The following is a 26,027-nucleotide window of genomic DNA, read 5'->3' as shown; positions in this document are numbered from 1 at the left end:
AAAAATTTCACGAAATAAATTAAATCGTTATTTTTGCACAAAATCTATATGTTCAAACAAATGCAATATCTGTTATGAGACACGCTAACTACGACAAATTCCCCGCTACGAAAATCTCCGGAGCGGTCGTACAGGGTTGGGAATCGATAATGTGTGAGCTTAAGCGTGCGACAGGCGGGAAGCGGGCTCTCGCAATAGAGCTGTATACCGGGACTTATGAAGAGGAGATTGCGGCCGCATTTTCTGGTTTTTCCGCCGAAATCATCCATACGAGAGATCTGATGGTCCCGGAAGAGGAGGTGCGCGCCATGACGGAAAAATTCATGACGGATGATGTTTTGTTCGGGCATGTTACGGCCCTGAATCTGATCGACTATTTTGATGAGGCTGAACTTGCGGCGGCCCGGGAGAAGGCTGCCGTGAGCGGAAATATCGTTATTATAGGTACGGGCGCCTCTCTGGTGGCACCGGAAGGTGCGGTGCTGGTCTATGCGGACATGGCCCGGTGGGAGATCCAGCAGCGTTTCCGCCGGCATGAAGTCAAGGCGCTGGGAATTGACAATCGGGAGGATCCGGTTTCCATCCAATATAAAAGAGGGTATTTCAACGATTGGAGGATCTGCGACAGGCATAAGGACCGGTTGTTCCGGAAGGTGGACTACTGGGTCGATACCCATATTGCCGGGTCTCCGAAAATGATTGACCGGAAGACCTTCATGGCCGGGATCGAGAAGACGGCTTCAAAACCGTTCCGCGTCGTGCCCTTCTTTGACCCCGCCCCGTGGGGAGGACAATGGATGAAGGAGGTGTGCGACCTGGACCGCAGCGTCGAGAATTTCGGATGGTGCTTTGACTGTGTGCCGGAGGAGAACAGCCTCTATTTCGATGTGGACGGCGTGCGCTTCGAGCTCCCTTCCGTCGATTTGATCCTGCTGAAGAGCCGCGAGGTGCTCGGGGAACCCGTAGAAGCGAGATTCGGCAAGGATTTTCCCATCCGTTTCGATTTCCTGGACACGATGGGCGGCGGCAATCTGAGCCTGCAGGTACACCCGACGACCCATTTCATCAAGGAGAATTTCGGGATTCCCTACACCCAGGACGAGAGCTATTACCTGCTGGATGCCGGGGAGAATGCCACGGTGTACATCGGTTTGAAAACCGGCATGAATCCGCAGGAAATGATCGACGACCTGCGCCGGGCGCAAAAGGGTGAGATTGTTTTCGATGCGGAGAAATACGTCAACAAGATCCATGCGAAAAAACACGATCATTTCCTGATTCCGGGGGGTACGGTGCACTGTTCCGGGTCGGACAGCATGGTGCTGGAGATCAGTTCCACGCCCAATCTCTTCACCTTCAAGCTGTGGGACTGGCAGCGGCTCGGCCTCGACGGGAAACCCCGTCCGATCAACGTGGAGCGCGGCAAGGATGTGATCGACTGGAAACGCAATACCGAATACGTGAAGGATTATCTGTACGACCGCTTTGAGACGGTGGGTTCCGGAGACGGCTGGACGGAGGAGAGGACCGGACTGCACCGGAACGAATTCATCGAGACCCGCCGTCATCGCTTTACGGTTCCGGTGCTGCACGAGACCAACGGCAGCGTCAACGTTCTGAATCTGCTTGAAGGCGAAGAGGCCGTCGTGGAGAGTCCGGACCATGCTTTCGAGTCGTTTGTCGTCCATTATGCCGAGACTTTCATAATACCTGCCGGAGTCGGCCGATACACCATCGCGCCCTGCGGCAGGGCTGCCGGGAAGGCGTGCGTGACGATAAAGGCATACGTAAGATGCTGAGAGGCTATTGACTGACCTATTAATACTGACACTATGTATGAACATGACAGCAGGGTCGTGATGACTCTTGATGCCGGAGGGACCAATTTCGTATTCTCTGCGATGCGGGGCGGCGACGAAATCGTCTCCCCGATAAGGCTTCCGGCGGTAGTCGATGACCTGGGCGGCTGCCTCGAATCGCTGGTACGGGGCTTCAGCCAGGTCAAACAGGCCGTCAGCGGTGAACCGGTAGCCATCAGTTTCGCTTTTCCGGGTCCTGCCGACTACGGGAACGGCATTATCGGCGACCTCCCGAATTTCCCCGCATTCAGGGGCGGCGTGGCGCTCGGGCCCTTCCTTTCTCAGAAGTTCGGCATCCCGGTCTATATCAACAATGACGGGAATCTGTACGCTTACGGAGAGGCTCTCTCCGGGATGCTCCCGGCGATCAACAGGCGGCTCGAAGAGAGCGGGAGTTCCAAACGGTATTCCAACCTGATAGGCATCACGCTCGGGACGGGTTTCGGGGCCGGAGTGGTCATAGACGGGCGTCTTCTGTCCGGCGACAACGGCTGTGGCGGCGACGTATGGCTGATGCGCAACAAGAAATACCCGGATCTGATTGCGGAAGAGAGCGTCAGCATCCGGGCCGTCAAGCGGGTATATGCGGAGAAGAGCGGCTGCGATGCCTCTGCCCTCTCACCCAAGGAGATATTCGACATTGCCGAAGGGACGATGCCGGGCGACAGAAGGGCGGCCGTGCAGAGTTTCGAGGAGTTGGGCGAGATGGCCGGAGATGCGATCGTAAGGGCGCTGGACATCGTGGACGGCCTGGTTGTCTTCGGGGGCGGAATCTCGGGGGCGGCCAAATACATCATTCCGGGGATGATCAAGGAGATGAACCGTCCGGTGGGGACCTTCTCCGGGATGTCGTTCCCCTGCCTGCAACCCGAAATATACGACCTGTCGTCTCCCGAAGGGATGGAGGCATTCCTGGAGGAGAAGGACAAGACGGTGAAGGTCCCCTTCTCCGATCAGGAGGTCCGCTATGCCTGTCACAAGAAAACGGGAATCGCCGTCAGTTTCCTGGGGGCCAGCCGTGCCATCGCGCTCGGGGCCTATTCATTTGCCTTGTCACAACTCGATAACCACCAACTTGCGTAAAACAGTTATGAAACACTTCGTTGCAGGCCCGGTTGTCTTTAAAGGAGAAATCTAATATTATGAAAAAAAGAACATTGGCTGTCGTTCTGGCGGGTATGACCGTCTTGGCCGGCTGCGGCAGCGTATCGAACGGGGATTTCAGCAGGTATGTCAATCCCAATCTGGGGTCCGTACACAGCCGTTGGTTTTTCTATACTCCGGCCGCCGTGCCTTTTGGCCTTGCCAAGCTCGGAGCCTCCACCAACGGGACATACGGCAATCTGCAGGGATGGGAGGCCGTAGGGTATGAAGACGGTCACACCTCCATCGACGGTTTCCCCTGTCTGCATGAATTCCAGATAGGCGGGATCTCCCTGATGCCGGTCACCGGACCGCTCAAGACCGTGCCGGGCAAGCTGGAGGATCCCGACGGCGGTTTCCGTTCCAGATTCGACAAGGGGGACGAACAGGCGCATCCGGGTTACTACTCCGTGGTTCTCGGGGACTACGGGATTCGGACGGAACTGACGGCGACCGAACGGGTCGGTTTTCAGCGCTACACCTTCCCGGCCTCGGATGCGGCGCGGATCCTGTTCAACATAGGCAACCGGCAGGGTGAGAGCGGCAACGTGAAGGATGCCTGCATCAAACTCGATGGCAACGTCGTTGAGGGATACGTGGTTACCGAGCCGGAGTATGTCAGGAAATACCAGCCGGGAGCTACGGTTACGATGTATTTCCATGCCGTGCTCGACAAGACTCCGGAATCGGCAAGCGTCTTCTATCAGGGCGGGGAACCGTCCGAAGGGACTGAAATCCGGGGTGCCGGGGCCATGATGAGCCTGAACTACAGGACGGAGGCCGATGAGACCGTCAACGTGAAAATCGGACTTTCGTACACTTCGGTCGAGAATGCGAAGCTGAATCTGCTTGCGGAGGCGGACGACATGGGTTTCGACGAAGCCCGGGCTGCGGCCGAGCAGAAGTGGAAAGAAGCACTGGGCCGGATCAGCGTTTACGGCGGGACGGAAGAGAGCAGGGTGAAATTCTACACGGGTTTGTATCATGCGCTGCTTGGCCGAGGCCTTGCGAGCGATGTCAACGGCGCCTATCCCAGAAACGACGGGAGCGTGGGTCAGATTCCGCTGGACAATGACGGGAAGCCCCGGCATAACCATTACAATACGGACGCCGTATGGGGCGCGTACTGGAACCTGACGACGCTGTGGGCCCTTGCCTATCCGGAGTATTACAACGACTTCATCAACAGCCAGCTTCTTGTCTACGAGGATGCCGGATGGCTCGGAGACGGTATTGCCGCCAGCAGGTATGTTTCGGGCGTCGGGACGAACATGGTCAGTATCGCCATTGCCGGGGCATACAACAGCGGCATAAGGGGTTATGACATCGAGAAGGCGTATGCGGCGGCTTTGAAAAACGAACTCGGCTGGGAAGGCCGGATCGAAGGAGCCGGGAAGATGGATGTGCGTCAGTTCGTGGAGAACGGCTATGTGCCGTATGACAACAGCGTCCATTTCGGGGTAAGCCCGCAGGGTGCGACGTTCTCGGCATCGCATACCCTGGAGTACAGCTTCAGCTCCTATGCCGTGGCCCAGATGGCGAAGGCTCTCGGGAAAACGGAAGATTACAGGAGACTCAGCGAACTTTCGTCCGGCTGGGAGAAGCTGTTCGACGACTCGCTGAAGATGATCCGTCCGCGAGTGCCGGGCGGAGCGTTTATCGACAACTTCAATCCGTTGGAGTCCTGGCGCGGTTTCCAGGAGGGGAATGCCATGCAGTACACTTTCTTTGTTCCCCACGAGCCGGAGAAGTTGATCGGGAGGATCGGCCGGGACGAATTCAACGCAAGGCTTGACTCCATTTTCACGGTGGCCAGGGCGAGCATTTTCGGCGGCGGGAAGGTCGTGAATGCCTTTTCCGGGCTGCAGAGCCCGTACAACCATGGCAACCAGCCGAGTTTGCACATTTCGTGGCTGTTCAACTTCTCGGGCAAGCCATACCTCACCCAGAAATGGGTTCGTCTGATCTGCGACGAATTCTACGGCACGACCGGCGAGCATGGTTACGGCTATGGCCAGGACGAGGACCAGGGCCAGCTCGGGGCCTGGTACGTGATTTCATCGATGGGCCTGTTCGATGTGAAGGGCGGGACGGACGCACGTCCCGAATTTCAGATCGGCAGTCCGCTGTTCGACAAGATCGTCATCCAGCTGAGCGATGAAAATGCCGAAGGCGACTCGTTTGTCATAGAGACGGAGGGGAATGGTCCGGATTGCTATTACATCCAGTCGGCTACACTTGACGGTAAACCTCTTGACCGTTGCCGGATATACCGCGATGAGGTATTCAAGGGCGGGAAGCTCCATCTGGTCATGGGTCAGGAACCTAATGAAAACTGGGGAATATGAAAAACAGGACAAATTCGGTTTTGGGTCTGCTGCCGGTTCTGTTCGGCTTCTTCATCATGGGATTCTGCGACATCGTCGGGATCACCTCCGACTATGTTCAGCGGACGTTCGGATGGTCTTCCACGATGACGGGATTCGTTCCGTCGATGGTTTTCATCTGGTTTCTGTTTCTCGGGATTCCGGTAGGCAACGCCATGAACCGGTGGGGGCGAAAGAACACGGTGCTGATCAGCATGGGCGTTACGGTCATCGGTATGTTTTTGCCTTTGGCCGTATACAACGGGGTTACCTGCATGATTGCATATGCATTGCTCGGCATCGGCAATGCGATGCTTCAGGTCTCCTTGAACCCGCTTCTGAGCAATGTGATCTCCAGCCAGAAGATGCTGACCAGCAGCCTTACGGCGGGTCAGGTAATAAAGGCCGTATCATCGCTCGTAGGCCCCGAGATCGTGATGATGGCTGTCACGATGTTCGGCGAGGCAAACTGGTACTACTGTTTCCCCATCCTCGGGGTGGTGACGATCCTGTCGGCGCTGTGGCTGCTTCTGGTCCCTGTCCGGAGGGAACAGGCGTCCGAAAGCGGGATTTCGTTCGGAGAGACATTCGGGTTGTTGAAAGACAAAACCATTCTGATCCTTTTTTTCGGCATTCTGTTCATTGTCGGAGTGGACGTAGGCACCAATTTCATCAGTTCGAAACTCATGTCCGTACGATTTGCATGGAGTGAGGATCAGGTGAAATTCGCCCCGCAGGTCTATTTCTTCAGCAGGACGGTCGGCGCTTTGCTGGGGGCGGTTCTGCTGTCCCGGATCTCCGGCGTGAAATATTTCAGGATCAACATTCTGCTGTGCATTCTGTCGGTGCTTGCGCTGATGTTCTCGGGCAATGCCATGGTTAGCCTGGTATGTATTGGCGGCGTAGGTTTCTTTGCGTCGTCGGTCTTCTCCATCATCTATTCTGCGGCACTTTCGGCGCGGGCGGACAAGGCCAATCAGATTTCCGGTTTGATGATTACGGCCGTTGCCGGAGGAGGTATCGTGACGCCCGTCATGGGTTTTGGCATAGACATGGCGGGTATGATCGGAGGATTAGCCATCATCCTGCTGTGCGTTTTGTATCTGACCTACTGCGCCTACAGGATCAAAGCGGCATAGGATGCCGGTTGGCTTTGTCCCGGGCGTAAAAGCGTATTTCCTTGTGAATTTGTATCGCCGGGAGGGGGCGATCATGCGGCGATTATGGAAAATCGGCACGTTCCGTTCTCAAAAAGAGGCTGGAGCGTGCCGGTTTCGTTTGTCAATACCCCGGGAAATGTCTAAAGTTCCGAGCAGAGGGGGGGGGAAGAGGCAAGAGCAGCCTTTTCGGGCCCCGACAGGCCCCGTCTGCAAAGATTAGGGCATGTCGGGGTTTATTTCGCCAGAATGGACTGTAAAACAGAGCCCGGATTCGCGGATATTTTCGCGGTTGTTGGTTCTATATCTTATAATTGCATTTAGAAATGAAGCTAAATAGGATAAAGGCCGTCTTGGCGGACAAAGGCATTTCTCAGACGTGGCTGGCTAAAAAGTTGGATAAGAGTTTCAGCATGGCTAATGCCTGTGCCTGCAACAGAATCCAGCCAAACCTGGAGACACTGCAGCAGATAGCAGAGATTCTTCAGGTAGACTTAAAAGATCTGATGACAGACAAGGATGAACGGGAATGATGTTCTGTGGGCATGTGTTATCTCCTTGGTGTGTAACTTCTGATAACGGGGCGTATGTACAGATAAGTGTCATCCGTCCTCAATACGCTGCAGCGAGTTTGAGCAAATTATTGGAATGAACTTCTTGCATTGCTAAAGAGGATGTGGTATGTGCATTGGACATGATGAGCCAGATTCTAAAACAGGGGAGACAAAATCAACAGTTATCCAATAGCCAAAGCATGGGACTGTCTTTGGTAGCACAGCAATACAGACAGACACGGCCGGAACGGTCGGATAACGCCCTTTTTCCGCTTCGGACCGTATATTTCAAATAAAAAATTGTACTTCCGGCGAAAATAAATGCCTGTTTTGCCGTTGTAGCACAAAAAAAATCCATAACTTTGTGTTTGGTTGATTATACCACAATGAATTACAACGATAGGATACGAAGGACACGGCGGGCATCCCTTGTTTCATCTGCCTGCGCAGCCACTTCTGAAAGAATGGCGACGCGTCCTTTGTGTGCCTTTGTCTGTCGTGCAACCGGACGGGATGCCGGAAGAAATTTTTCTTCCTGCAGCCATTCGTTACTCGGAAATTACGCAAGACATGCCATATCTCCGCCATGCGGCAACGTGCTGGCGGAGACTTTCATGTATCCCCGGAGCCGTGCGCGCACGTCCATGTTGTGCCCGCAGGTTTTCGGGGCTTTTTGTGCCCGGTAAAGAACAAATAAACCATAGATGAATATATGAACAGGACGATGAGAACCATAGCGACCGCCGTTTGTGCGTTTCTGCTGCTGCCGTTGTCGGCGCAGGAGAGGCCGGATACGGTCTACACCTTCCGCTTCGTGCCGCAGAAGGATATGTTCTATGTGCCGTGGGGCGGCAATGATACGGAGCTGGAGAGGCTTCTGCAGTGCGTGGAGCGGTACAGGGAGGACATCCTCTCCGGAGAGGCTCCGCTCTACGTGGACGGCTGGTGCAACTCCCTTGACGGCGAAAGGGAAAACCTGCGGGTGGCGGCCATCCGTTCCAACCGGGTGAAGTCGGAGCTTATCGTGCGCGGCGGAATCAAAGAGGAGTGTTTCATCACCAGGAACCACGCTTCCGACGGTGATTTCGTCATTGTCCGTCTGACCGTGCCTGCGCCGGAAGCATCCGCCGCCGAATCGGACGGACCGGGAGAGGCCGAGGCCGAGCGCCTTGCCGCCGAACGGGCCGAACAGGAGCGCAAGGCTGCTGAAGAGCGGCGCAGGGCCGAGGAAGCACGCCGCGCTGCCGGGCAGGCGGAAGCGGACAGACTTGCCAAAGAACAGGCGGCAGGGCAAGCTGAACAGCCCCAGGAGATAACCGCCGCTCCGTTGGAATCCCAACCATCCGCCCCTTACCGTTTTGCCCTGCGGGCGAACCTGCTGCGCTGGGCGACGCTCACGCCCGATGTCGGTGTCGAGTGGCGCATCAGCCCCTCCGTGGGCATCATGGTGAACGGCTCGTGGACCTCGTGGACCTGGCAGGACAACGCCCGCCGCTACGCCCTGTGGGAGGTGGCTCCCGAGGTGCGCTGGTACCTGGGCGAAACGAAGCGCGGCTATCTGGGTGCGATGTTCAAGGCGGGGCAGTTCAACTACAAGCTCTCCGCAACGGGCCGTCAGGGCGACCTTCTGGGCGGCGGCATCACGGGCGGCTACCGGCTGCCGCTGACCGAAGCCCTCTCGATGGACTTCACCCTCGGACTGGGCTTCCTGAACGCCGATACGGAGAGATACGATGTGACAGACGGCGTGCGGGTCCGCCGTGGTACGGAGACGAAGCACTGGTGGGGCCCGATCAACGCCGGCGTGACCTTGGTGTGGAAGCTGTTTTAGCGAAAGGAGGAGAATATGAAGACAACGACAGGATATACGACAACGATGCTGACCCTCGCGCTGCTGCTCACGCTGGGCGGCTGCGTGAAGGACGAACTGCATGACACGCCGCATCCCGATACGGGCAGCATAGCGGTGACCGCCGACTGGAGCGGCCGGGGCGAGGGCGTGGCCATCCCTGCGGAGTGGACCGTGACGATGGGCGGCTATACGGGCACGGAGACCGGTGCGACCCACTCGCCGGACTGCCTTTTCACTCCGGGCATCTATACCCTTGCGGCCTGCAACACCCCCGAGAACATCACGGTAAGCGGCACGACGGCCGCCGTCGTCCGGGAAGCAGGCAGCGGGGCATACATCAGCAGCGCCCCCGGCTGGCTCTTCACCTCCGTGCAGGAGGTGGCGATAGAGGCCGACACCGACTGCGAACTGACCGCCGTGATGCACCAGCAGGTGCGCGAGCTTACCCTCGTCATCGAGCCGACGGGCGATGCGGCGGAGAGGGTAGAGGCCATCGTGGGGACGCTGAGCGGGGCGGCGGGCTCGCTGGACTTCTCGACGGGCACCCACGGCACGCCCTCGGAGGTGGAGCTGCACTTCACCGAGATAACCTCGGGCGACGATGCGGGCAAGTGGACGGCGACCGTGCGGCTGCTCGGCATTGCGGGCGACGCGCAGCGGCTCACCGCCACGCTGACCTACACGGACGGCAACCCGCAGCCTACATCTCTCAATAGCGACCTCACGGCGGCCCTCCATGGCTTCAACGACGGCAAGACCGTGCCCCTGACCCTCGGCGGCACCCTGGCCGGGACCCCGGGCGAGGCGGGCTTCACCGGAGAGATTACCGACTGGGAAACGGTGGACGGCGGCAATGTGGATGCCGAACTGTAAAAGTTAAAAAAGAATCATAAGAGATACAGGAACGATGAAGACAAGATTATTTGCAACCTTGGCACTGGCACTCGCCCTTGCTGCCTGCACCAGCGACGACGGGACCCTGAACGACGGCCCCGTGGCCGCAGTGATCAACGCCGAAATCTCCGATGCCGTATCCACCCGCGCCAGCGGCACCCAGTGGGCGGAACGTGACGAGATAGGCATCTCCGAAAGCCGCTTCGGCTACACCAACGTCCCCTACCGGTGGGAAAGCGGGAAGTTCACACCGACCGGAACCATCATCTTCTTCCAGGATAGCGACCCGACCACCTTCTCCGCCTACTATCCGTATCAGTCTGACGGCGGAACGGTGAGCGTCAGCACCACGGCCGACAAGCAGGGCCCCGGCATCGACTTCCTCTTTGCCTCGGGAGCGAAGGGAAGCACCCGCAGCCCGGAGGTGAGCTTCACCGACAAAACCGACAAAGGCGGTGAAGACAACTCCTTCCACCACTGCATGAGTCTCATCAAGTTCACCTTCAAGGCAGGCGATGGTCTCAGTTTCAACGAAACGGAACCTGCCGGCTACACGTTGGAGGGGCTGAAGCACGAAGGCACATTCGACACGGCTACCGGAACAACTGCTGTAACCGCAGCCGCCGAATCGCCGATTACCATGCAGCTGGGCGGTGCCACCACTTCGCAAGTCATCATTCTCCCACAGGAAGTGAACTCCTCTCTTAACCTTAAAGTGTCTTACAACGGACAGAGCTACAACGCCCAACTGAAACTGCCTGCTACACCCACAGCCAATTTCTACACAGCAGGCTATGCATACACCTACAACATAACGCTCAACAATAAGGACATCGAGGTGAGCGACCCCACAATTAACCCGTGGGAATCCGGAGATTCGAACGATGCAAGTGCAGAGTTGTAAGCCCTACATACCGCTGCCCCGGCGCAAGCGTCAAGCCGGAGCTGCCCATAGACACTATGGTGCGACGGCCGTCTTCGCAGGCGGCGGCAGCACAAAACGAAAACAAATAAAAGACAACCCGATATGAAGAAAAGACATTCCATCCATCTGCTTCTTGCTGCAGCCGCACTGCTACTTGCCACGGCTGCCTGCACGAAGGACGAACTGGCGGACGGCGACCGTCTGCCCGAAGGACAATACCCGCTGGAGATAGCCCGCATCACCCTCGGCGTGGAGGGCGGCGAGGCGCAGCCCTGGGGCGCACCGCAGACGCGCGTCAGCGAGACCGTGGACGGCACGGGCAGCGTGTTCGACGCGGGCGACCCGTTCGCCGTGCAGATAGACGACGGCACAGAGACTGCCACCTACACCGTGCAGGACGACGGCACAGCCACCTCCGACGCACCCCTCTACTGGACGAACACGACACCCAATCGCACCGTCAGCGCCTGGTACCCCGCCACGGACGGCACCCTCGACCTCGGCGACCAAAGCCAAAGTCTTGCCTATCTGCTGAGCGGCTCGGGCACGGGAGACTACCAGACACCCGTCACGCTGACCTTCACCCACCAGCTGGCCAAGGTGCGCGTCACGCCCATCGGCGATGCACTCGACGAAGTAACCTCCCTCTCTCTCCGCTGACAACCTTAACTATTAAGGTTTTACAAGTAAGGCACCCAAAAAGGAACCCATTTTTAGGTTCTTTTGGGTGCTTTCTTTTTATCCCACGTTAAAACAATTTGCGGAAGAAGCCGACTACGGCCGTAAATACTTTCGTCTTCCGAAGGAAGAAAAAGGCAACCGCCAATAGTACCAAAATCCCGAAAATGTAACGCCACCTGTACGGGTCGGCCGCCGGCTTCTCGGTAATATCGGCTTCCTTATCGGTGTCCGTATTCACTTTTTCCGCCTTGGTCGTTTCCGTCTTCTGTTCTTCCTGTGTTACCCCGGTCGCTTCGGTATTCTGTTTTACCGTGAATGTTTCGATACTCTTAATAGCTCCCTGCCTTCCGGTATCGGGCGGCTGCTTTTCTTTCGGTTCCTTCGGCCGGTTCTTGGGCGTGTCTGCAACCGTCTTAGACGGGCCGCCCGTCTTCGTAGTGCCCTGCTTTGCCGGCAGGGTATCGGGTTCCGGCGGGAAAAACTCGATTTTCGTATAGGTTACTTCTACGCCTTCGGTTTTCGTGCTGTCTACCGTCCGGCGAAATTCGGCCGCTATCGTTTCGTCCCGCTTTTCCTCGGTCTTAGCCGTTTCCTTCGTGCTACCGGCCAACTTTCGCGGCGTGCTGCAACCGGTAAGCAATACGGCGAAAACCAAAACTATAAGATATAAATTTCTCATTGCTTTTTCTCCGTTCTCTTTACGCTGTTCTTTTCAAGTTCTTCTACTATTCGGCGCATATCCGACAAATCGAGTATTCGCGCCTGTTCTTCTTTGGTCGCTTCATCTGCTTTCCGCGCCGCTTCTCGAAATTCACCCCTTAGCCGCTCGATAAGGGCGGCCCGGTCTTTCGGCTTATCTGCCGGTTTGTCTGCCGGGCCACCCGATAAGGAAAGAACTACGACAACTATAAGGGTGTCTATCATGCTTCCGAAAATTTAAGGGCGTTAAGCCGGTTAAGCCAACCTTTGATAAACCGCTTTTGCGAAGGGTCGCGTTCCACAATCCGGTAAAGGAAGGCTTCGCGCTCGGCCTTAATAGCGTCGAACAACGTGCGCGGGTCGGCGTTATTGACGGCTTGCAAGGTCTTCGGGCCTACGATACCGTCCGCCTGTACTCCTAATATGCGCTGGGGTATCTTAATGCCGTTCGCGCCGGAACCCCAAACCCAATCCACCAAAATATCGGCGACCGGCTGGCTTACGATGTCGTCGGCCTTCCACCTGTCCCAATAGTGGGGCTTTAATACCCGGTTCAAAACGTCGTCTTCCGTAAGCAGTTTAAGGTCGTCTACGTCTATATCGCCGTCCCCGTCCTTATCGTAGCCTACATTGCGCCAAGTGGCGATAGTTACGCCCTTGTTGGTTGCGCCGCCCTTATCCAGCGGGTCGTTTACAAACCCGCCTTCCCACTTCAAAATGAAGGGTAAAAGTTTTCTTACGTCTGCCATATCGAATTAGTTTTAGGACAATAACGTAGCTATCTGAACCCCGGCCTTGCGTATCAACATACCGACCTTTTGCGCGTCCATTTCTGTATTGCAATAGGTTAGGCCGACAATGCCCAAGGGAGCGGTTCCTTTGTATATAGCCAATAGTGCTACTTCGGTTACGTTATTGGATTTCATTTTGAAATACAGTTTTTGGTCTAAGGGTTTAATATCTTCGATACTGCCGTAGAAATAACCGTCTTCCAAGACCTTAGCGAGCAACGGATAACGTGAAAGGCTAAAATCCGCGTATTCTTCTTCTACTCCCATAATGCTATCTTGCGTTGCTTCCAATCGCATAGAACCGAATAGGAACGGCAACCCGGAACCCAAATTAGAATTTCCGTTATGAAATTCGATAAGCCACGACCGGCCGGCTTCGGATTTGTTTAACAACCGTTCCAAAATAAGGCGTATTTCGGTATCTGATTTTATACGCTTGGCTATTGCGTCTTCGTGCTGCTCCGTTTTCGCGTTCTCTATTTTATCCAACAAGTAAGTAGGATTAAGCGCGAAGAATACGACGTACCCCGATAGCAGAAGGATAAACAACCCTTTGATAATCGAGAAAAAGCCGTATTTGTTTTGCAAGGCTATTAACCTTTGAAGAAAGCCGATACTCTTTTCTATTTTCTGTTCCATAGCTGCTACAATTTAGACCCCGTAACTTCTATTCCTGCTTCCTGCAAATCGGCCCGAACCATAGCCTTTACCGCGATGACTTCGGAAAGGTAGGCTTCGTATTCCGTTTTGTCCGTTTCGTCCGTCGATAGCCCAAGCACAAAAGCGTTATACTTGTTGATAAGGCTAAATTCTTCGGTTTCGTCCCGGCGGGAACGCAAAACGGCCTTTACGCATTTGTCGTAATCCGGCCGGCCCCATATTTCCACCGTGTCGTAATCGTATGCCTTCCGTGCGGCAGGTTTCTGTTCGCCTTCGGTTTCGGCCATAGGTTCCGGCTGTACCTCTACTTCGGTAATATTGTAGTTGTAATGCCAGCTTCCGTTACCCAAGTCCTGCAAAATGGGCGGTCTATCGTTTGAATTTGATTTCATACTTTGATGTTTTAGAAAGTTTCTTAATCAAGTGTTTGCTATCGCAAGACTTCGCCCAACCCCACCAAGGGCAAATAGCCTGCTTAAAGTCCTTTTCGGATAGTGGCCTTTTCCGTTTGTTCAACTTCGCCAACCGCCGGCAAAAGGTCTTTTTTAATGCCCTTTCGCATTCGGGTATGCGTATGGAAAAATACATATCCTACGAAGTCGATACCGCGAGCCGCTACGGGGAAAACTTGCCAGTTCCCTTTAACCTCTAATTTCAAGTCCCCCAAATACGCCCTAATTTCGCCCATTAAGGAATGAAGGTAGGCTTTATCGGGCGCAAGTATTACAATGTCGTCCGCATAGCGGAAGTAATATTTTACGCCTTTCTGCTCCTTTATCCAATGGTCGAAGTAGGTTAAATAAAGGTTAGCGAAATATTGGCTTAGATAGTTTCCGATAGGTACGCCGTCCGCCGAATCTACAATTTCGTCAAGCAGGCAAAGTAGCCTTTTATCCTTCAACTTGCGGCGTAGAATGGATTTTAGCACGTCGTGGTTAATCGAAGGATAGAACTTGCGAATATCCAGCTTCAAACAAAACGTAGTGCCTACCGGGTCTTCCCGTAGGGCCTGTTTTACCTTCTTCGCAGCCGCATGAATCCCCCGGTTCTTAATGCAGCTATAAGTGTCCGCCGTGAAGGTCGAAACCCAAATAGGCTCTAAGACGTTCATTATAGCGTGGTGCAAAATGCGGTCGGGAAAGTAAGGCAAGCGGTATATTTCCCGTTCTTTGGGTTCGTAAATAGTGAATACGTCGTACTTCGATGTATGGAAAGTACCGTTTAGCAAGGTTTCGCGCAACTTCAACAGGTTATCTTCCCGGTTTTTATCGTGTTCGATAACTCCGTACGTGCGTAACTTACCCTTACGGGCCTTTTCGTCCGCAAGCTGCAAGTTTTCGATAGAACAAACCTTTTCGTACAAGTTTCCTATTCGCTTCATTGCGCTACTTGTTTGCTGATTTCTTAGGGAACGTTCGGGAATCCCTACTAATACCCCTTAAATAGTTGTTGTTTTTTGCCAAGTGGCAAGGTTTTTACCCCGTTAAAAATCTGCATAGCTGGGAGCCGATATTCGCATTCGTATTCGAAGCCGTGTTATTCGTATTCGCGTACGAAAAGCCGGCATTCGCGCTGTTATTCGCATTACCGCCGAAAAGCACGCCCCAAGGGTAAACCGCCTTTATTTTTACTCAAAATAATACCGTGTTCCCGAAGCCCTCATAGTTACTTTTCGAGGAAATGCGTTGCGTTCTTTAATCTTCCCAAGTATATATTTAATTTCTTGCGAATTGGTAAAGAACTTTCGCGCTTCGCTATCCGTGTCTTCAAGTTTGAATTTAATTTTAACCAAGAAGCGGTTATTTCCGAACTTCGTTTTAACGTCGTCCAAATAGTCTACAACCCAAAACGAAAGATTGATTAACTTTTGCTGGTTTGTTTCCGGGCAGTTGAAATGCTTGTTATTCGCGTCCGGCTCAATCTGCAAAAAAGCCAAACTTCCGTCGTCCTGTCTGTTGTTGTTTTCCATTTTTGCGAAAAATTGAACGGCGGGCATTCGTCCTTATTTGGGCTAATTCGAAAGCCCGCCGTAATTAAACCTTTGTTAAATGCGTTCCGTTACGTGTCGTTTCAAACGGGTAAAAAGCAAAGCCGGGAGCCGACAGACGCATACGCAGACGAAGCCGCGTAAGCCGTATACGCGAACGAAAAGCCGGCAAGCGCGCCGTGAGACGCATCACCGCCGAAACGCACGCCCCTTTGTCCGGTATTGCTTGCTACGTTCGTATAGAAGTAATCGGCGAAGTAAGTAGTAGAACTTGCGCCTACCTCTACCGGCATATTCTCGCCGTACTCGCCAATCATCATAATTTTAACGTAGCCTTCCTTTCGGGGTAACTCGCCGCGCTTTTCGTAGTCGGTATAGTCGCTATCTTGGTACTTAGCCGGGTCGGTACATACGAAAAACTCACTTAGTCCGCCGCTTGCGTCCGGCTGAATATTGCACTTACAGCCGTCCGTCCAACTCCAAACGTGCCCGAAAGGATTTTCCAAACCTCGGTAGCTGGGTACGCTAAGGGTTTGGCCGTCGGTGTCGTCGCTTTTCTTGTAAGTGTAGTTTACTACACCGGTTTTATTCCCCAAAGAATTAGTAACCCCGCAAGGAACCATAGGGTTATAACTGTTATAGCCGCTCCAATCGCTCATATTGGTAACGCCTTGGCTTAATCCGCCATGCTTATATCCTTCGCTCGTAGGTTCCGCGTTATAGGCAAGTTGGCAATTAAAGTTAGCGTATTCGACGGCATAAAGCCACCAGCAAGATTTTTGTACCTCGTAAACGTCGCAATTCCAACCGGCCCCGTTCTTGCCGGCATTCCCCCGGTTTCGGGCATACTTCCGAAAGTTGGTAAGGCTAATAGATGTAGCCGGCATACCTAAAAGGCTTCTATATGTTCCGTCCCAAGAAGAATTATTGTTACCGCCCCGGAAAGCCGTAGAAGTGTTTACGACGCTTGCAAGTTTCGGCGTAGCCGATACGGTACGGTCTACGGCAGCTTCGTAAGCCGAACGATAGGCAAGCGGTACCAAGTGGAACCCCGGTAATGCGTGTTCAGAAAGAAGACAGCGAAATTTAGTACCGTCTACTTCGAACTTGCGGTAGTGGGCCGGTATTTCTACCATTACCTGCCCGTCGGTACCGTCAAGTTTGGCAGCCGCCCCCGTATCGCGCTTGGTGCTGTCGTTCGCATGAAGGTAGTAAGCCACCGTTCCGTTATCGCGCAAGATACAACGGCGCATTTTACTTTGAATAGGCAGCGAAACGTGAAGTTCCGGGCGACCAATTCGGGTACAAGCCGAAGAAGCTACGTTAGAATCCCATTCTATACCGTAGTAGTAATCGTAGGGAAACGTCGGCTTCGTGTTTCCTACTCCAATCAATAAACCCATAGCCGTATAAGATTTAGTACCCCCAAACAAGGGTAGCGTTAATACTCGTTTGCTTAATCTCGCGGACTATTTCGGGGTTCCAGCCCGTTTCGAAGCGCGTAGCTACGAACTCGCCCGGCTCCATTCCCCAAAGGTTTACTTCAAGAACTACGGCGGTTTCTCCGTCGTTCTTAATATTGAACGGCGTACCTTCTAATTTGAAGTTACCCGAACTTAGCCCTTCAATGGGGCCAATTCTTCCAATTTGGGCGGAAACCGTTTCGCCCCCTCTCGTTGTACTCATTTCTCCTATTTTTTAAGTTACACAAAAATACCCACTTGCGTATTATAATAATACGCTTGTTGGTAAAATATTAAAAACTCAATTTATAACCAATCGTTCAAATTTGTTATTTGAAATATAAATGAACCATCGTTACGGCTTTCGTCGTCGCTTGTATCTACTTCGAAATAAGTAGATTGCAAATTTACTACGGTAGCTTTTATAGGGGCAGTTGAACTACCGGCGGAATAGCCCTTTCCTGTTGCCATAACTATATAGCTTCCTGCTATCAATCCCCAATTAGAAGGTACATTTACCCTATATCTACCTTCGCCCAATCTGCTAACGGATAAACTACCGTCGTCAAATGATTTATAGGAAATAGAAGCCCCCGAAGAATACCCGGAAACAACTCCTTGCGCCAATACATTCAAATTTCGGCCGTACCGCGAGGTTGTCATCATATTGACACGGCGCAGAACTATCCACCCAAAAAAGGTTTCATCATCGCCATACCCCATTAACTCTATAACTTCGCGGCTAATTTGTAATTCCGATTTTGATATACCATCTTCGAAAAAATATTTTCCGCTCGGCGCGCTAATACCTGCCCACCCTTGACTTATAGTGCTTCCCCAACGATAGCTTACCAAACAAATACGTCTTCCGCTTTGTCCCAAGTCCCAAGGGATACTATATGCAGTTATCCAACCTCCACCACTTGAAAGTAGTACCACATTATCGCTATAATTTACGTCTATGGAATCGGATGCTTGTGTAAACGGGTTACGCAAAGAACCCGAAATTTTCACGTCTGTAAATATTCCCCCCTTGGCTTTCAAATTGCCGTCTTTATCCCAAGTTATATTACCTTTGGCAAGCTGCCCAGAACCGTCCGTACCGCTAAAATAAACCATTGTTTGCCCGCTGGTGTTTTTAAGTTCTACCGTTGCGTTCGTTATTTTTACGGCCCCTGAATTATTTACGTTGTATTCTATCGCCCGATTTGCATTGCCTATCCTAAATTGGTTATTATCAAGGTCTATATATGTATTCCCGTCGCCCGTCTGAATACGTCCCGTTGTAATGAAGCGTCCGTTAATGGTCGTTGCGCCATAAGTAAGGGCAATAAGACGCGCCGGCCGCTTTCCGTCGGTGTCTGTTATTGCGCTGCTTAGGCTTCCTACCAGGAAATAGTAATATGTCGGGTCGCTGTCTACCTTTCGCTGTACTGTATCGAAAACGATGTTTCCGGCCGTACCGGTCTTTTGGCAACGGGCGTATATATAGTACACCGTCCCGCTTACAAGGTTCGAAAAGGTAGCAGTATTTAGCTGCCAACTTTTTACGATTTCCGCTATCGTGTAGTGAACCAGCGTACCGCCTACCACCTTTACCGTATTGGGATTCCCTTCGTAGTTCGGTTCAAAGCGGGTATTCTGTAATACGAACTGCTGGGAACGTGCGCCGGTTGCTAACATGGTCGTTTCAATCGAAAGCGGCCTTATCTTCTCGCTGTAATAGTGGCCTTCGGGGTCGAACACGTTAGCTAATACCTCTTGGCTGGCTTTCCAATTGCGGCGGGCCTTCGACGGGTCGGCAAGGTCGTTTATCTCTATAACATTGTCGATTTTCTGCAAGTCTTCGATAACGCGGGTAATCGTCGTTTTGGTTACGCTGTCGCCCAAGGTTATATTATACTTGTATTCCCGCAACAAATCGCGCGTAAAGGCTGTAATTCGTACCGATTTGTTTACGCCTATGTCTTCATCTTCCACCGGGATATAATCGCCGACGGCGAAAAGGTTTACTACGGTCAATTCGCCGGCGAACTGACGTATAAAATTTTCGTCGATACTTAACCCGTATTGTACTTGCGGCTGGCTGTATTCGGTTATTGCCTTGTTACCTTCCGCAAGCAGTTCGTTTTCTGCGTCGGTCTTGTAAGCGTCCGGCAAATTTATATCCGTGAAGAAATACTTATCGCCTACGCCGAACTGAAACGCCGCACTTGTTTCGCTGGGGAACTTCATGCCGTTTTCGTCCGTGAACGGTACTACCTGTATTTCCTTCGTCGCGTGGTCGTACTTGTGTACGTCAAATTCATAGCCGGCCAAGTTCCCGGTAGTGAACTTTACCTTTGCGTTCACTCCGTCTATAAGCCACTTTGTATTACCCGCGCTATCCTTTTCGTTAAGGTCGAAGTTCATAGTAGCGTCCTTAAAGGCATAATACGCGCTTCCGGCGGCGGTTACTTCGCCGTAGCGTTCGGGTTTGATGTCGTCGAATATCTTTGTATTCTCCTTCAACCCGTAAGCCGCAATAGCGGCCGCGTCTTCGATGTAGGAAGCGTTCTTAGCCTTGCCCGGAAGACAAAGGCGGGTATAACGGTATTTGTCCCCAAGGTTGCTACTACCGCCATAGACGTATAGCCGGGTAACTACATTCTTGGAATTGATGTTTTGGCGCGTCAATTCGTAAAGCCCGCCGGTACGCCCGTACCGGAAGGTATAGGGGAAGTTTACCCCGGCCGTTTTGATATTGAGCGTACGAACGCCGTTAGCTTGGGTAATCTCAAATTCGGTGCTGTATTGCTCGCAAAGGTCTTGCAACACTTCCAAACAATTCTTTTCCGTATAGGTTAGCGTCTTAAACTCCGTATCGGCCGGGAAAACGCCTAACGTCCATTTACCCGGATATACACGGGTAAGGTTCCCTATAAGAATACCTAAGAAGTCTTCCAAATCGCCCGTAAAGCTGTCTAATACGGTATCGTCTGGTAACAAAAATTGCGCGTCGATTAACTCGTACTGTACCCCTTCAAAAGTAAGGGTATATTCGAAGTTCCTGTTTCCGGTCTTCTTAATGCCCGGAAGCTGGTTAAGGGTATAGGTCTTCCCGTAAACGTCTATTTGGTCGCCCAAATGGAAGGTTAAGGGCGTGGCACTTTTAACGGTTATCGCCACCGTATCGGCCCCTAACAGCGTAATACTCTGTTCAGCCTTGGTAACGCCGGATTTATGCGCCCGCGAAGTCAAAAGGGCCGTAGTCCCGTCCGGGTGTCTTACTATAATTTGTTCCATACGATAATACCGTTAGTAGTGAAACTTTCTATTTCTTCGATAACGCCGGCGACAATAGCGTAAAAAATTCCGTCGGTCGTATATTCGTGGCTGGTTGTTACGTCGGTTCCGTAAACGTCGTTCGTTTGGGTTCCGTCGCCCCAAAAGATAGTAACCGATTTTCTGCTGGTTAGGGTAATCGTTAGCGTCTTCGTGTCATTGCTTAAACGCTGGTGCCGTACGATACGCTTTACCGGGTCGGGTTCCTTCAACTTCAAGGTAAAGGTTCCTACCATAAGGTCGTCGCGCCAACGCTTGTTAATAGCTACCCCGTTTTCGTTATAGACTTCGTAAAGCAACGGTTTTGTAGGGTGTATATCTACCATAAGCCGCTGGGTGTTGGGCCGGCTGAATACGTCCAAGAAGTCGTTTAGCTTCGTAACAAAGTCTACCTTCCCGTTCGCTTTCATAAAGCAATTAAGGGTTATTTCGCGGGGTTGCAGTATCTTGTTTTCAAGGTCTACTATCTCCCCGTGATAATCCGGCCAATCGACGGAAACCGGGGCTTTCATCTTGGGCCGGTCAAGAAGGCCGCTACTTTCGCTTACATAAATATCCCAAGCCTTAAAATCGGTTCCGTCTATGCTGTAAGCCAATTGCGCCACCGTAGCGATACTATCGGTAATTTCCGCCTGCGTTAAAGCGGTATTATATACCTTCAATTCGTCGATACAACCGTAACCGTTGGCGGTCGTATAAATGTCTTGCAGGATAGCGAAACCGGTAGGCTGGGCCGGTAGCGTAATGGTCTGCACTAATGCGGTGTCAAGGTAAATGCGGATTGTTAGGCCCTCTTTGACGATAACCCAATAGCCCCAAGTATCGGCCGCAAGGTTAAACCACGCTTCCGTATAACCTTCCAACGCTTCCCACCGTGCGAAAAATCCGATACGCTTGCCTGTAAAACCGTCCGGGAAGGCCGAACGCTTCAACCAAGCAAGAAGGGTAAAGTTTCCGGTAAGGGGAATTACGTTTTTGTCTATATCGCAATGCCCGTTACCGTCGAACTTTATACAATTGCCTTGCTTTCCGCCGGTAAAGTCCGCTTCTACTACCGTACCGTCCGCCCGTGTCTTGCTGTAATCGTAGGCAACGGTAGAACCGGCCGCTTCATCGAAAGGCATATTTAGGATAATGTTACTTTCGTCTGCCATATCAATACGTTTTAGTCGTTTTATGAATAACTTTTATTGTCGCGTGTCCTTCGCCGTCGCCGGTGGTGGTCGTCAAGTTCCCGCCGTAGTGGTTTACGCAAATCTTCGCGTTATCCCGCGCTTCTACCTCTACGGTGGTATCGTCGAATACGTCTACCATGACGAAGGAATTACCGGTAGCAAGAACCTTTAACCGGCTTTGGTGCTTTACGAATACCTGCCCGACGTTCCAACCGTCGTAAGTGGCTGTACCCTCGCAATGCCCAAGGGCTACTACGTGCCGGAAGTTTCCGGCCGTAATAGCTCGGTCGAGGAATACGCCGTAGGCTTCGCAAGTGCCTACGAAGTGCCGGCGTATAAATTCATTGCTGGGGTACTCGTTGCTTAGGCAGAAGTCGATACCTTCAAGGTACATTTTTATAAGTTTGTCTTTCTCCTTGGTATCTATAAGGCGGTCGTACCATTCTTCGCAAATACCTTTCTTTTTGGCGTCGCGGGCCAATTGTTTATTTACTTTCATATCATTACATAGTTATTCCTTGCGCCCGTAACGGGTCGGACGCGCTTCCCGAAGTGTTTTTTTCTATCTGTTCAAGGTACCGGTTCGATACGCTTAGCTTGCCGTCGATGTTGGCAAGGTGTATAAGCTGCTGGCGCAAAACCTCTATTTGTTGTACTTGGTTTACACGCACGGCGTTCGTTTGCCCGGCCAATAGGTCTATACTCTCTTGGCTGGCTCCTTTAATCGCACCCGATAGGCTCGTAGTGGGGTCGCCCGTATCGTCCAAATCCTTAAACAGGTCTTCGTACAACTTCAAGGCTTCGGCGTACCCTTGGGCTATCGAGTTTACCATATCCTTAAACCGCTGTTGTTCTTCCGGGGTCAAGCCGTCGAAGGAACCGCCGCCTTCTTTATCGAAACCCATATCGCGCTGCAACTGCTTTACGGCACTTTGTAGCTGCTGTTCAAGAAGTTGTTTCTTTAAGGCGTTCTTTACGGCATTACCTAATACTTGGTTCGTAACCTTTTCAATCGCATTTTTTACATTGTCGCTATTGAATCCGTCCGCGTAGGCTTCGGCTATCGCGTCGGACAATTGCGTAGCCAAGTCCTTCGCCGAAGTCTGCGTAACGCTTTCCGTAATTTCGGCTATGGTATCTTCGATTTGGCTGCCTAATTCTTCGTATTGTTCCTTGTATTGGCTTACCTTGCCGCTATCGGTTTTCTTCTTCCCTTCTTCCTCTTGCCACATGGCCCGCAAGTGCACTTGTTGTTCGCGCATATTGTTGATAAGGGCCTTTTGGTTGTCGTAAACCGATTCGCCTAACGCCTTATCTACGGCGTGTTCGAGTGCTTTATACTCTCGATCCAATTCTTCGACGGCGGCCGCGTGCTTCTTAATGGCACGTTCGGCCCGGCGGTCGCGGAAGTTGAACACTTCGAACGCGGAAGAAATAAGGCCGATACTACCCTGTATAATCCCCAGCGGGTTGCCGGTTGCGATACCGGTAGCCAACTGCCCGGCGGAACCTATCATTTCGCCGATGTCGCCTAAAAGCTGCTGGGTTACTTCGTCGCCGGCAAGTCCCATATTCGAAAGCGCACCCGTAACCGCGTCGAACGAACCCTTTACCAAATCGGCCGTAGCCCCTACACTTTTGAATACTTCGGATAGGTTCGCTTTGCTTGCGTCGTTGTTATAGTCCTTCAAAGCCGTAGAAAGGGCCTTAAACGGGTTGCGGGTCTGTACTTCGTCCTTGGCTTCCCGTAGTTTGCTTAAAACTACGTCTAAGTCTTTCGGGTCGAGTTCTACGCCTAATTGGGCCTTTTGCGCTTCGATTTTGGCTATAAGGGCCTGTATTTGCGCCGTAGTAAGGTCGTCGAGGTTCCCGAAAAGTTGTTCCCAAGCCCCGCTATCCTGCAATTCCTGCAATGCAGCCGACGAAAGGGCCTTATTCTTGGCTTCCTGCAACTTCGCTACTAATTCTTCGTTCTTCTGCTCGGTCGCCAAGGCTATTTTTTTGTCGTATTGCGCGGAAATATCGGCGCATTTCTGCTGATAGGTTTTGTATTCCTCTACCAATGCGTCGTAGTCCGTTGTCTGCTTTAACTGCTGGGTGGTATCGAGCGTTTTTAACTGTGTTTCGAGTATTTTCTTTCGCTCTGCGTCCGTTTCCTTCTCTATCGCTATTTCCAATTCCCTACGGCGGGTTTGGTACGATAATTCCGCGTCTATTTTACTTTGCAAATAGTCGTTATAATCGCGCATGGCCTTCGCGTAGTCCTCTTGGGCCTGCGTCGCTATGTTCGCTTGCTCGGTGTCTAAAACTGCCCCCTTTTCCTTGGTTAGTCCGCTATCGTCCGTTTCGAGTTCTTTACGTTTGTCGGCGATAATCGCCAACTTTTCTACAAGGGTATCGGCTAACGAAATCTGTTTTTCCAAACTCTTGGTATAACCGTCCATGTAAGTATCTTTTTCGATACTTACAAGCTCGTTAGACACTACCGATATTTTCTTATTCCGGTCGGCCGTTTCCGGCAATGCTTCTAACTCCCGTTTAAGGTTTTTAAGGTAGGCTTCGTAACTTTCGCCGTCGGCCAATAATCCGGCAAATTCCGTTTTCGCGCTATTCCGTATATCTTCGTTCGTGGAATTTAGCCAATTGGCGTACTCTTGGTATTTCTTTTTTCGTTGCTCTAACTTCTCCGTAAACGGGTCTTTCTCCTTATCGCCGTCGGTATCGGTGGCCGTCAAGTCTATTTTTTTAAGTAATGCTTCCTGCTCTTGGATTTGCTTTAACAACGCCGTCCGTTCCGTATCGGTGGCCGCTTCCTTGTACTTCGTTTTCAAGGCGGAAATAGTCTTTTCCAAAGCCGCTATACTGCCTTCCGCTATTTGCTCCGAACCGGCACCTATGGAAGCCAATATTTCGCGTTCTTTATCGGAAAATTCTACTTGCTGGCGTACCAATGCTTCGTACTCTCTTTCGGCCTTCTCTACGGCTGCTTCTGCCTTCTGCCAATTGCTGGATTTTTCCAAAACAACCCCTTTTCGCTGCACGCCGTAACCGTCCGTATAGGTTCCCTTCTTCGACACGTACGCTTTCGGGGTTGCTTCTAATTCCTGCTGGGCCTGTAATACTTCCTTGTATTTTTCTACGGCCAATTCCTGTACGGCAAAAGCCTTAGCACGCTGCAAACAGGCTTCTATAAACTTGGATTTATTGGCTACTAACAAATCTTCCGCGTCTTTTACCGTTCTAATGGAAAATCCCAAATCATCGAAGCGGTCTTTGTTGTCTTCGATAAATTTGTTTTTCGCGTTCATGTCGTTGCCGAGCTTATTCCAAGCGTAGGCAAGTTCGTTAATAGCCGCTATGGGTTCTACGGCCGTTTCTACGACCTTCGAATTAAATTCTTCTTGTGCTTTCTTGGCTTCCCTCGTTTTGCTTATATATTTCGATACAAGGGTAATTACCGCCGTAATCGCTACCGAAAGCCCCAAGGTAAGAGTAGCCATTAACGCCTTTGCCGCAACGTTAGAAATACCCAGCGCAACGCTCATACGGGTAATAGCTGCCGTATAAAGGTCTTTTGCCTTACGAAGCGTTACTAACATAAATGCTTCGTCTTTGTCTAACATTAACTGAACTTCGCGTAAGCCTATGGTTATAGCCATTAAAGACTGAATTTTAACCATAATCTTTTGCATATTCTCGTTTTCGCCGGCAAACAGGCTTACCGCACCTTGGGCGGCGGAAAAGGCACCGGCAACGCCGGAAATACCGGAAATAAGACCTTCCCAGCCGCGTTCGCCTTTCTTCAAAATATTGGCCTGCGTGGTTACTGCGTCCATAGCTTTGCTAAGCTGGCCGAACCGTGCCTGTAATTTGGCGTACGCTTCCGAATTGGTTTCGCCGGCAAGTTCCATAGCGGCCAATTCCTCGCGTACTTCCCGTAGCTGGGTGCGGAAGGTCTTTTGCGCTGCTGCGTTCTTCTGTACTTCTTCGTAACGCTTCTTAAATGCGCGTTCTTCCTCGGCGAGTGCGTCGGCCGATTCTCCAATTTCTTGTAATAGCCGTTCGCGTAGCTTTATTTCATCGGCTATCTTCTTTTGTTCGTCGGTTCTGTGTCCCGACTGTCCGTAAATCTTGCTATATACGCCCCCGGCTTCGGCTCCAAGTCTTGCATATTCCTTTTTCAAATCGGAAATAGCGTTACTATGGGTTGCCGCCATAGCGTCTATATCTCTAAATGCTGCGTCGATTTGGGCGGCAATTTCCTTAAAGGCGGCTTCCATTTGTTCGCCACCTTCTACGGTCGCGTCCGTGAACCCCTGTATTCGCCTTTTGGTTTCGTCCAATGCGCTATTTATTTGCCCGTTATTCGCAATTATATCGAACTCCAAGGCACCGCCTTTTATATTCATCGGATAAGGTTATTTATTTGTTGTAAAATACTTTCGGCGTTCTCGCTGGTTATCTTGGTCGCTTTGGTATCTGTGCTTCCGTCTTCGT

22 protein-coding genes are annotated in these 26,027 nt (G+C 51.9%); 9 read left to right on the top strand and 13 right to left on the bottom strand.

Features of this window, described 5'->3' with window-relative positions; translation table 11 throughout:
* Positions 1–74 precede the first annotated feature (74 nt).
* The 9 genes from ABGT65_RS03065 (at position 75) to ABGT65_RS03025 (ending at position 11,410) form a co-directional block, all read left to right on the top strand.
* The gene (locus ABGT65_RS03065) at positions 75–1,799 is read left to right on the top strand and encodes a class I mannose-6-phosphate isomerase (protein WP_346699692.1); all 1,725 of its coding nucleotides are present in this window, start codon (positions 75–77) and stop codon (positions 1,797–1,799) included.
* A 33-nt stretch (positions 1,800–1,832) separates the two neighbouring features.
* Positions 1,833–2,942, top strand: coding sequence for an ROK family protein (locus ABGT65_RS03060; RefSeq protein WP_346699691.1), 1,110 nt, complete (start codon positions 1,833–1,835; stop codon positions 2,940–2,942).
* A 56-nt stretch (positions 2,943–2,998) separates the two neighbouring features.
* Positions 2,999–5,350 (top strand): GH92 family glycosyl hydrolase, encoded by a 2,352-nt coding sequence (locus tag ABGT65_RS03055; RefSeq protein ID WP_346703047.1) that lies wholly within the window; start codon positions 2,999–3,001, stop codon positions 5,348–5,350.
* A complete protein-coding gene (locus ABGT65_RS03050) occupies positions 5,347–6,507 on the top strand; it encodes an MFS transporter (protein ID WP_346699690.1) in 1,161 nt (386 codons plus the stop codon). The genes ABGT65_RS03055 and ABGT65_RS03050 overlap by 4 nt, the downstream gene beginning before the upstream one ends.
* 344 nt (positions 6,508–6,851) lie before the next feature.
* Positions 6,852–7,058 carry a helix-turn-helix transcriptional regulator gene (locus tag ABGT65_RS03045; RefSeq protein ID WP_346699689.1) on the top strand — a complete coding sequence of 69 codons (207 nt, stop codon included), beginning with the start codon at positions 6,852–6,854 and terminating at the stop codon, positions 7,056–7,058.
* A gap of 745 nt (positions 7,059–7,803) precedes the next feature.
* Entirely contained in the window at positions 7,804–8,910 is a 1,107-nt protein-coding gene (locus ABGT65_RS03040; RefSeq protein ID WP_346699688.1) for a DUF3575 domain-containing protein, read from the top strand.
* A gap of 45 nt (positions 8,911–8,955) precedes the next feature.
* On the top strand, positions 8,956–9,804 hold the full coding sequence (locus ABGT65_RS03035) for a FimB/Mfa2 family fimbrial subunit (protein ID WP_346703046.1): 849 nt from the start codon (positions 8,956–8,958) through the stop codon (positions 9,802–9,804).
* A 34-nt stretch (positions 9,805–9,838) separates the two neighbouring features.
* On the top strand, positions 9,839–10,729 hold the full coding sequence (locus ABGT65_RS03030) for a fimbrillin family protein (RefSeq protein WP_346699687.1): 891 nt from the start codon (positions 9,839–9,841) through the stop codon (positions 10,727–10,729).
* A 123-nt stretch (positions 10,730–10,852) separates the two neighbouring features.
* Positions 10,853–11,410: a hypothetical protein gene (locus ABGT65_RS03025; protein ID WP_346699686.1), complete on the top strand. Its 558-nt coding sequence runs from the start codon at positions 10,853–10,855 to the stop codon at positions 11,408–11,410.
* Positions 11,411–11,498: 88 nt separating this feature from the next.
* Here ABGT65_RS03025 and ABGT65_RS03020 read toward each other — a convergent pair whose 3' ends face one another.
* The 13 genes from ABGT65_RS03020 to ABGT65_RS02960 form a co-directional block, all read right to left on the bottom strand.
* Entirely contained in the window at positions 11,499–12,110 is a 612-nt protein-coding gene (locus tag ABGT65_RS03020) for a hypothetical protein (RefSeq protein ID WP_346699685.1), read from the bottom strand.
* Positions 12,107–12,355 (bottom strand): hypothetical protein, encoded by a 249-nt coding sequence (locus ABGT65_RS03015; protein ID WP_346699684.1) that lies wholly within the window; start codon positions 12,353–12,355, stop codon positions 12,107–12,109. Before ABGT65_RS03015 ends, ABGT65_RS03020 begins: the two co-directional genes overlap by 4 nt.
* Complete coding sequence (locus ABGT65_RS03010; protein ID WP_346699683.1) at positions 12,352–12,879, bottom strand: glycosyl hydrolase 108 family protein; 528 nt, start codon at positions 12,877–12,879, stop codon at positions 12,352–12,354. The genes ABGT65_RS03015 and ABGT65_RS03010 overlap by 4 nt, the downstream gene beginning before the upstream one ends.
* 12 nt (positions 12,880–12,891) lie before the next feature.
* The gene (locus ABGT65_RS03005) at positions 12,892–13,560 is read right to left on the bottom strand and encodes a hypothetical protein (RefSeq protein WP_346699682.1); all 669 of its coding nucleotides are present in this window, start codon (positions 13,558–13,560) and stop codon (positions 12,892–12,894) included.
* Positions 13,561–13,565: 5 nt separating this feature from the next.
* Positions 13,566–13,973: a hypothetical protein gene (locus tag ABGT65_RS03000; RefSeq protein WP_346699681.1), complete on the bottom strand. Its 408-nt coding sequence runs from the start codon at positions 13,971–13,973 to the stop codon at positions 13,566–13,568.
* An 83-nt stretch (positions 13,974–14,056) separates the two neighbouring features.
* A complete protein-coding gene (locus ABGT65_RS02995) occupies positions 14,057–14,962 on the bottom strand; it encodes a reverse transcriptase domain-containing protein (protein WP_346699680.1) in 906 nt (301 codons plus the stop codon).
* A gap of 246 nt (positions 14,963–15,208) precedes the next feature.
* Positions 15,209–15,550, bottom strand: coding sequence for a hypothetical protein (locus tag ABGT65_RS02990; RefSeq protein ID WP_230324924.1), 342 nt, complete (start codon positions 15,548–15,550; stop codon positions 15,209–15,211).
* A 101-nt stretch (positions 15,551–15,651) separates the two neighbouring features.
* The gene (locus ABGT65_RS02985; protein WP_346699679.1) at positions 15,652–16,971 is read right to left on the bottom strand and encodes a hypothetical protein; all 1,320 of its coding nucleotides are present in this window, start codon (positions 16,969–16,971) and stop codon (positions 15,652–15,654) included.
* A 13-nt stretch (positions 16,972–16,984) separates the two neighbouring features.
* Positions 16,985–17,254, bottom strand: a complete 270-nt coding sequence (locus ABGT65_RS02980) for a hypothetical protein (protein WP_196053100.1) — start codon at positions 17,252–17,254, stop codon at positions 16,985–16,987.
* Between the two features lie 83 nt (positions 17,255–17,337).
* Positions 17,338–20,316 carry a hypothetical protein gene (locus ABGT65_RS02975; protein ID WP_346699678.1) on the bottom strand — a complete coding sequence of 993 codons (2,979 nt, stop codon included), beginning with the start codon at positions 20,314–20,316 and terminating at the stop codon, positions 17,338–17,340.
* Positions 20,301–21,509 carry a LamG domain-containing protein gene (locus ABGT65_RS02970; RefSeq protein ID WP_346699677.1) on the bottom strand — a complete coding sequence of 403 codons (1,209 nt, stop codon included), beginning with the start codon at positions 21,507–21,509 and terminating at the stop codon, positions 20,301–20,303. Before ABGT65_RS02970 ends, ABGT65_RS02975 begins: the two co-directional genes overlap by 16 nt.
* Before the next feature lies 1 nt (position 21,510).
* Positions 21,511–22,029 (bottom strand): hypothetical protein, encoded by a 519-nt coding sequence (locus ABGT65_RS02965; protein ID WP_346699676.1) that lies wholly within the window; start codon positions 22,027–22,029, stop codon positions 21,511–21,513.
* A 4-nt stretch (positions 22,030–22,033) separates the two neighbouring features.
* Positions 22,034–25,939 carry a hypothetical protein gene (locus ABGT65_RS02960; protein WP_346699675.1) on the bottom strand — a complete coding sequence of 1,302 codons (3,906 nt, stop codon included), beginning with the start codon at positions 25,937–25,939 and terminating at the stop codon, positions 22,034–22,036.
* Between the last annotated feature and the right edge of the window lie 88 nt (positions 25,940–26,027).

The sequence above is a fragment of the uncultured Alistipes sp. genome, from assembly GCF_963931675.1.
In the GTDB taxonomy this organism is placed as follows: Bacteria; Bacteroidota; Bacteroidia; order Bacteroidales; family Rikenellaceae; genus Alistipes.
This window is presented reverse-complemented; position numbering and strand designations above follow the sequence as displayed.

What these genes read in the sequence shown, in the direction of transcription:
- ABGT65_RS03065 (WP_346699692.1), top strand. Translation starts at nt 75, where the DNA reads ATGAGACACGCTAACTACGACAAATTCCCCGCTACGAAAATCTCCGGA.
- ABGT65_RS03060 (WP_346699691.1), top strand. Translation starts at nt 1,833, where the DNA reads ATGTATGAACATGACAGCAGGGTCGTGATGACTCTTGATGCCGGAGGG.
- ABGT65_RS03050 (WP_346699690.1), top strand. Translation starts at nt 5,347, where the DNA reads ATGAAAAACAGGACAAATTCGGTTTTGGGTCTGCTGCCGGTTCTGTTC.
- ABGT65_RS03045 (WP_346699689.1), top strand. Translation starts at nt 6,852, where the DNA reads ATGAAGCTAAATAGGATAAAGGCCGTCTTGGCGGACAAAGGCATTTCT.
- ABGT65_RS03040 (WP_346699688.1), top strand. Translation starts at nt 7,804, where the DNA reads ATGAGAACCATAGCGACCGCCGTTTGTGCGTTTCTGCTGCTGCCGTTG.
- ABGT65_RS03035 (WP_346703046.1), top strand. Translation starts at nt 8,956, where the DNA reads ATGCTGACCCTCGCGCTGCTGCTCACGCTGGGCGGCTGCGTGAAGGAC.
- ABGT65_RS03030 (WP_346699687.1), top strand. Translation starts at nt 9,839, where the DNA reads ATGAAGACAAGATTATTTGCAACCTTGGCACTGGCACTCGCCCTTGCT.
- ABGT65_RS03025 (WP_346699686.1), top strand. Translation starts at nt 10,853, where the DNA reads ATGAAGAAAAGACATTCCATCCATCTGCTTCTTGCTGCAGCCGCACTG.
- ABGT65_RS03020 (WP_346699685.1), bottom strand. Translation starts at nt 12,110, where the DNA reads ATGAGAAATTTATATCTTATAGTTTTGGTTTTCGCCGTATTGCTTACC.
- ABGT65_RS03015 (WP_346699684.1), bottom strand. Translation starts at nt 12,355, where the DNA reads ATGATAGACACCCTTATAGTTGTCGTAGTTCTTTCCTTATCGGGTGGC.
- ABGT65_RS03010 (WP_346699683.1), bottom strand. Translation starts at nt 12,879, where the DNA reads ATGGCAGACGTAAGAAAACTTTTACCCTTCATTTTGAAGTGGGAAGGC.
- ABGT65_RS03005 (WP_346699682.1), bottom strand. Translation starts at nt 13,560, where the DNA reads ATGGAACAGAAAATAGAAAAGAGTATCGGCTTTCTTCAAAGGTTAATA.
- ABGT65_RS03000 (WP_346699681.1), bottom strand. Translation starts at nt 13,973, where the DNA reads ATGAAATCAAATTCAAACGATAGACCGCCCATTTTGCAGGACTTGGGT.
- ABGT65_RS02995 (WP_346699680.1), bottom strand. Translation starts at nt 14,962, where the DNA reads ATGAAGCGAATAGGAAACTTGTACGAAAAGGTTTGTTCTATCGAAAAC.
- ABGT65_RS02990 (WP_230324924.1), bottom strand. Translation starts at nt 15,550, where the DNA reads ATGGAAAACAACAACAGACAGGACGACGGAAGTTTGGCTTTTTTGCAG.
- ABGT65_RS02985 (WP_346699679.1), bottom strand. Translation starts at nt 16,971, where the DNA reads ATGGGTTTATTGATTGGAGTAGGAAACACGAAGCCGACGTTTCCCTAC.
- ABGT65_RS02980 (WP_196053100.1), bottom strand. Translation starts at nt 17,254, where the DNA reads ATGAGTACAACGAGAGGGGGCGAAACGGTTTCCGCCCAAATTGGAAGA.
- ABGT65_RS02975 (WP_346699678.1), bottom strand. Translation starts at nt 20,316, where the DNA reads ATGGAACAAATTATAGTAAGACACCCGGACGGGACTACGGCCCTTTTG.
- ABGT65_RS02970 (WP_346699677.1), bottom strand. Translation starts at nt 21,509, where the DNA reads ATGGCAGACGAAAGTAACATTATCCTAAATATGCCTTTCGATGAAGCG.
- ABGT65_RS02965 (WP_346699676.1), bottom strand. Translation starts at nt 22,029, where the DNA reads ATGAAAGTAAATAAACAATTGGCCCGCGACGCCAAAAAGAAAGGTATT.
- ABGT65_RS02960 (WP_346699675.1), bottom strand. Translation starts at nt 25,939, where the DNA reads ATGAATATAAAAGGCGGTGCCTTGGAGTTCGATATAATTGCGAATAAC.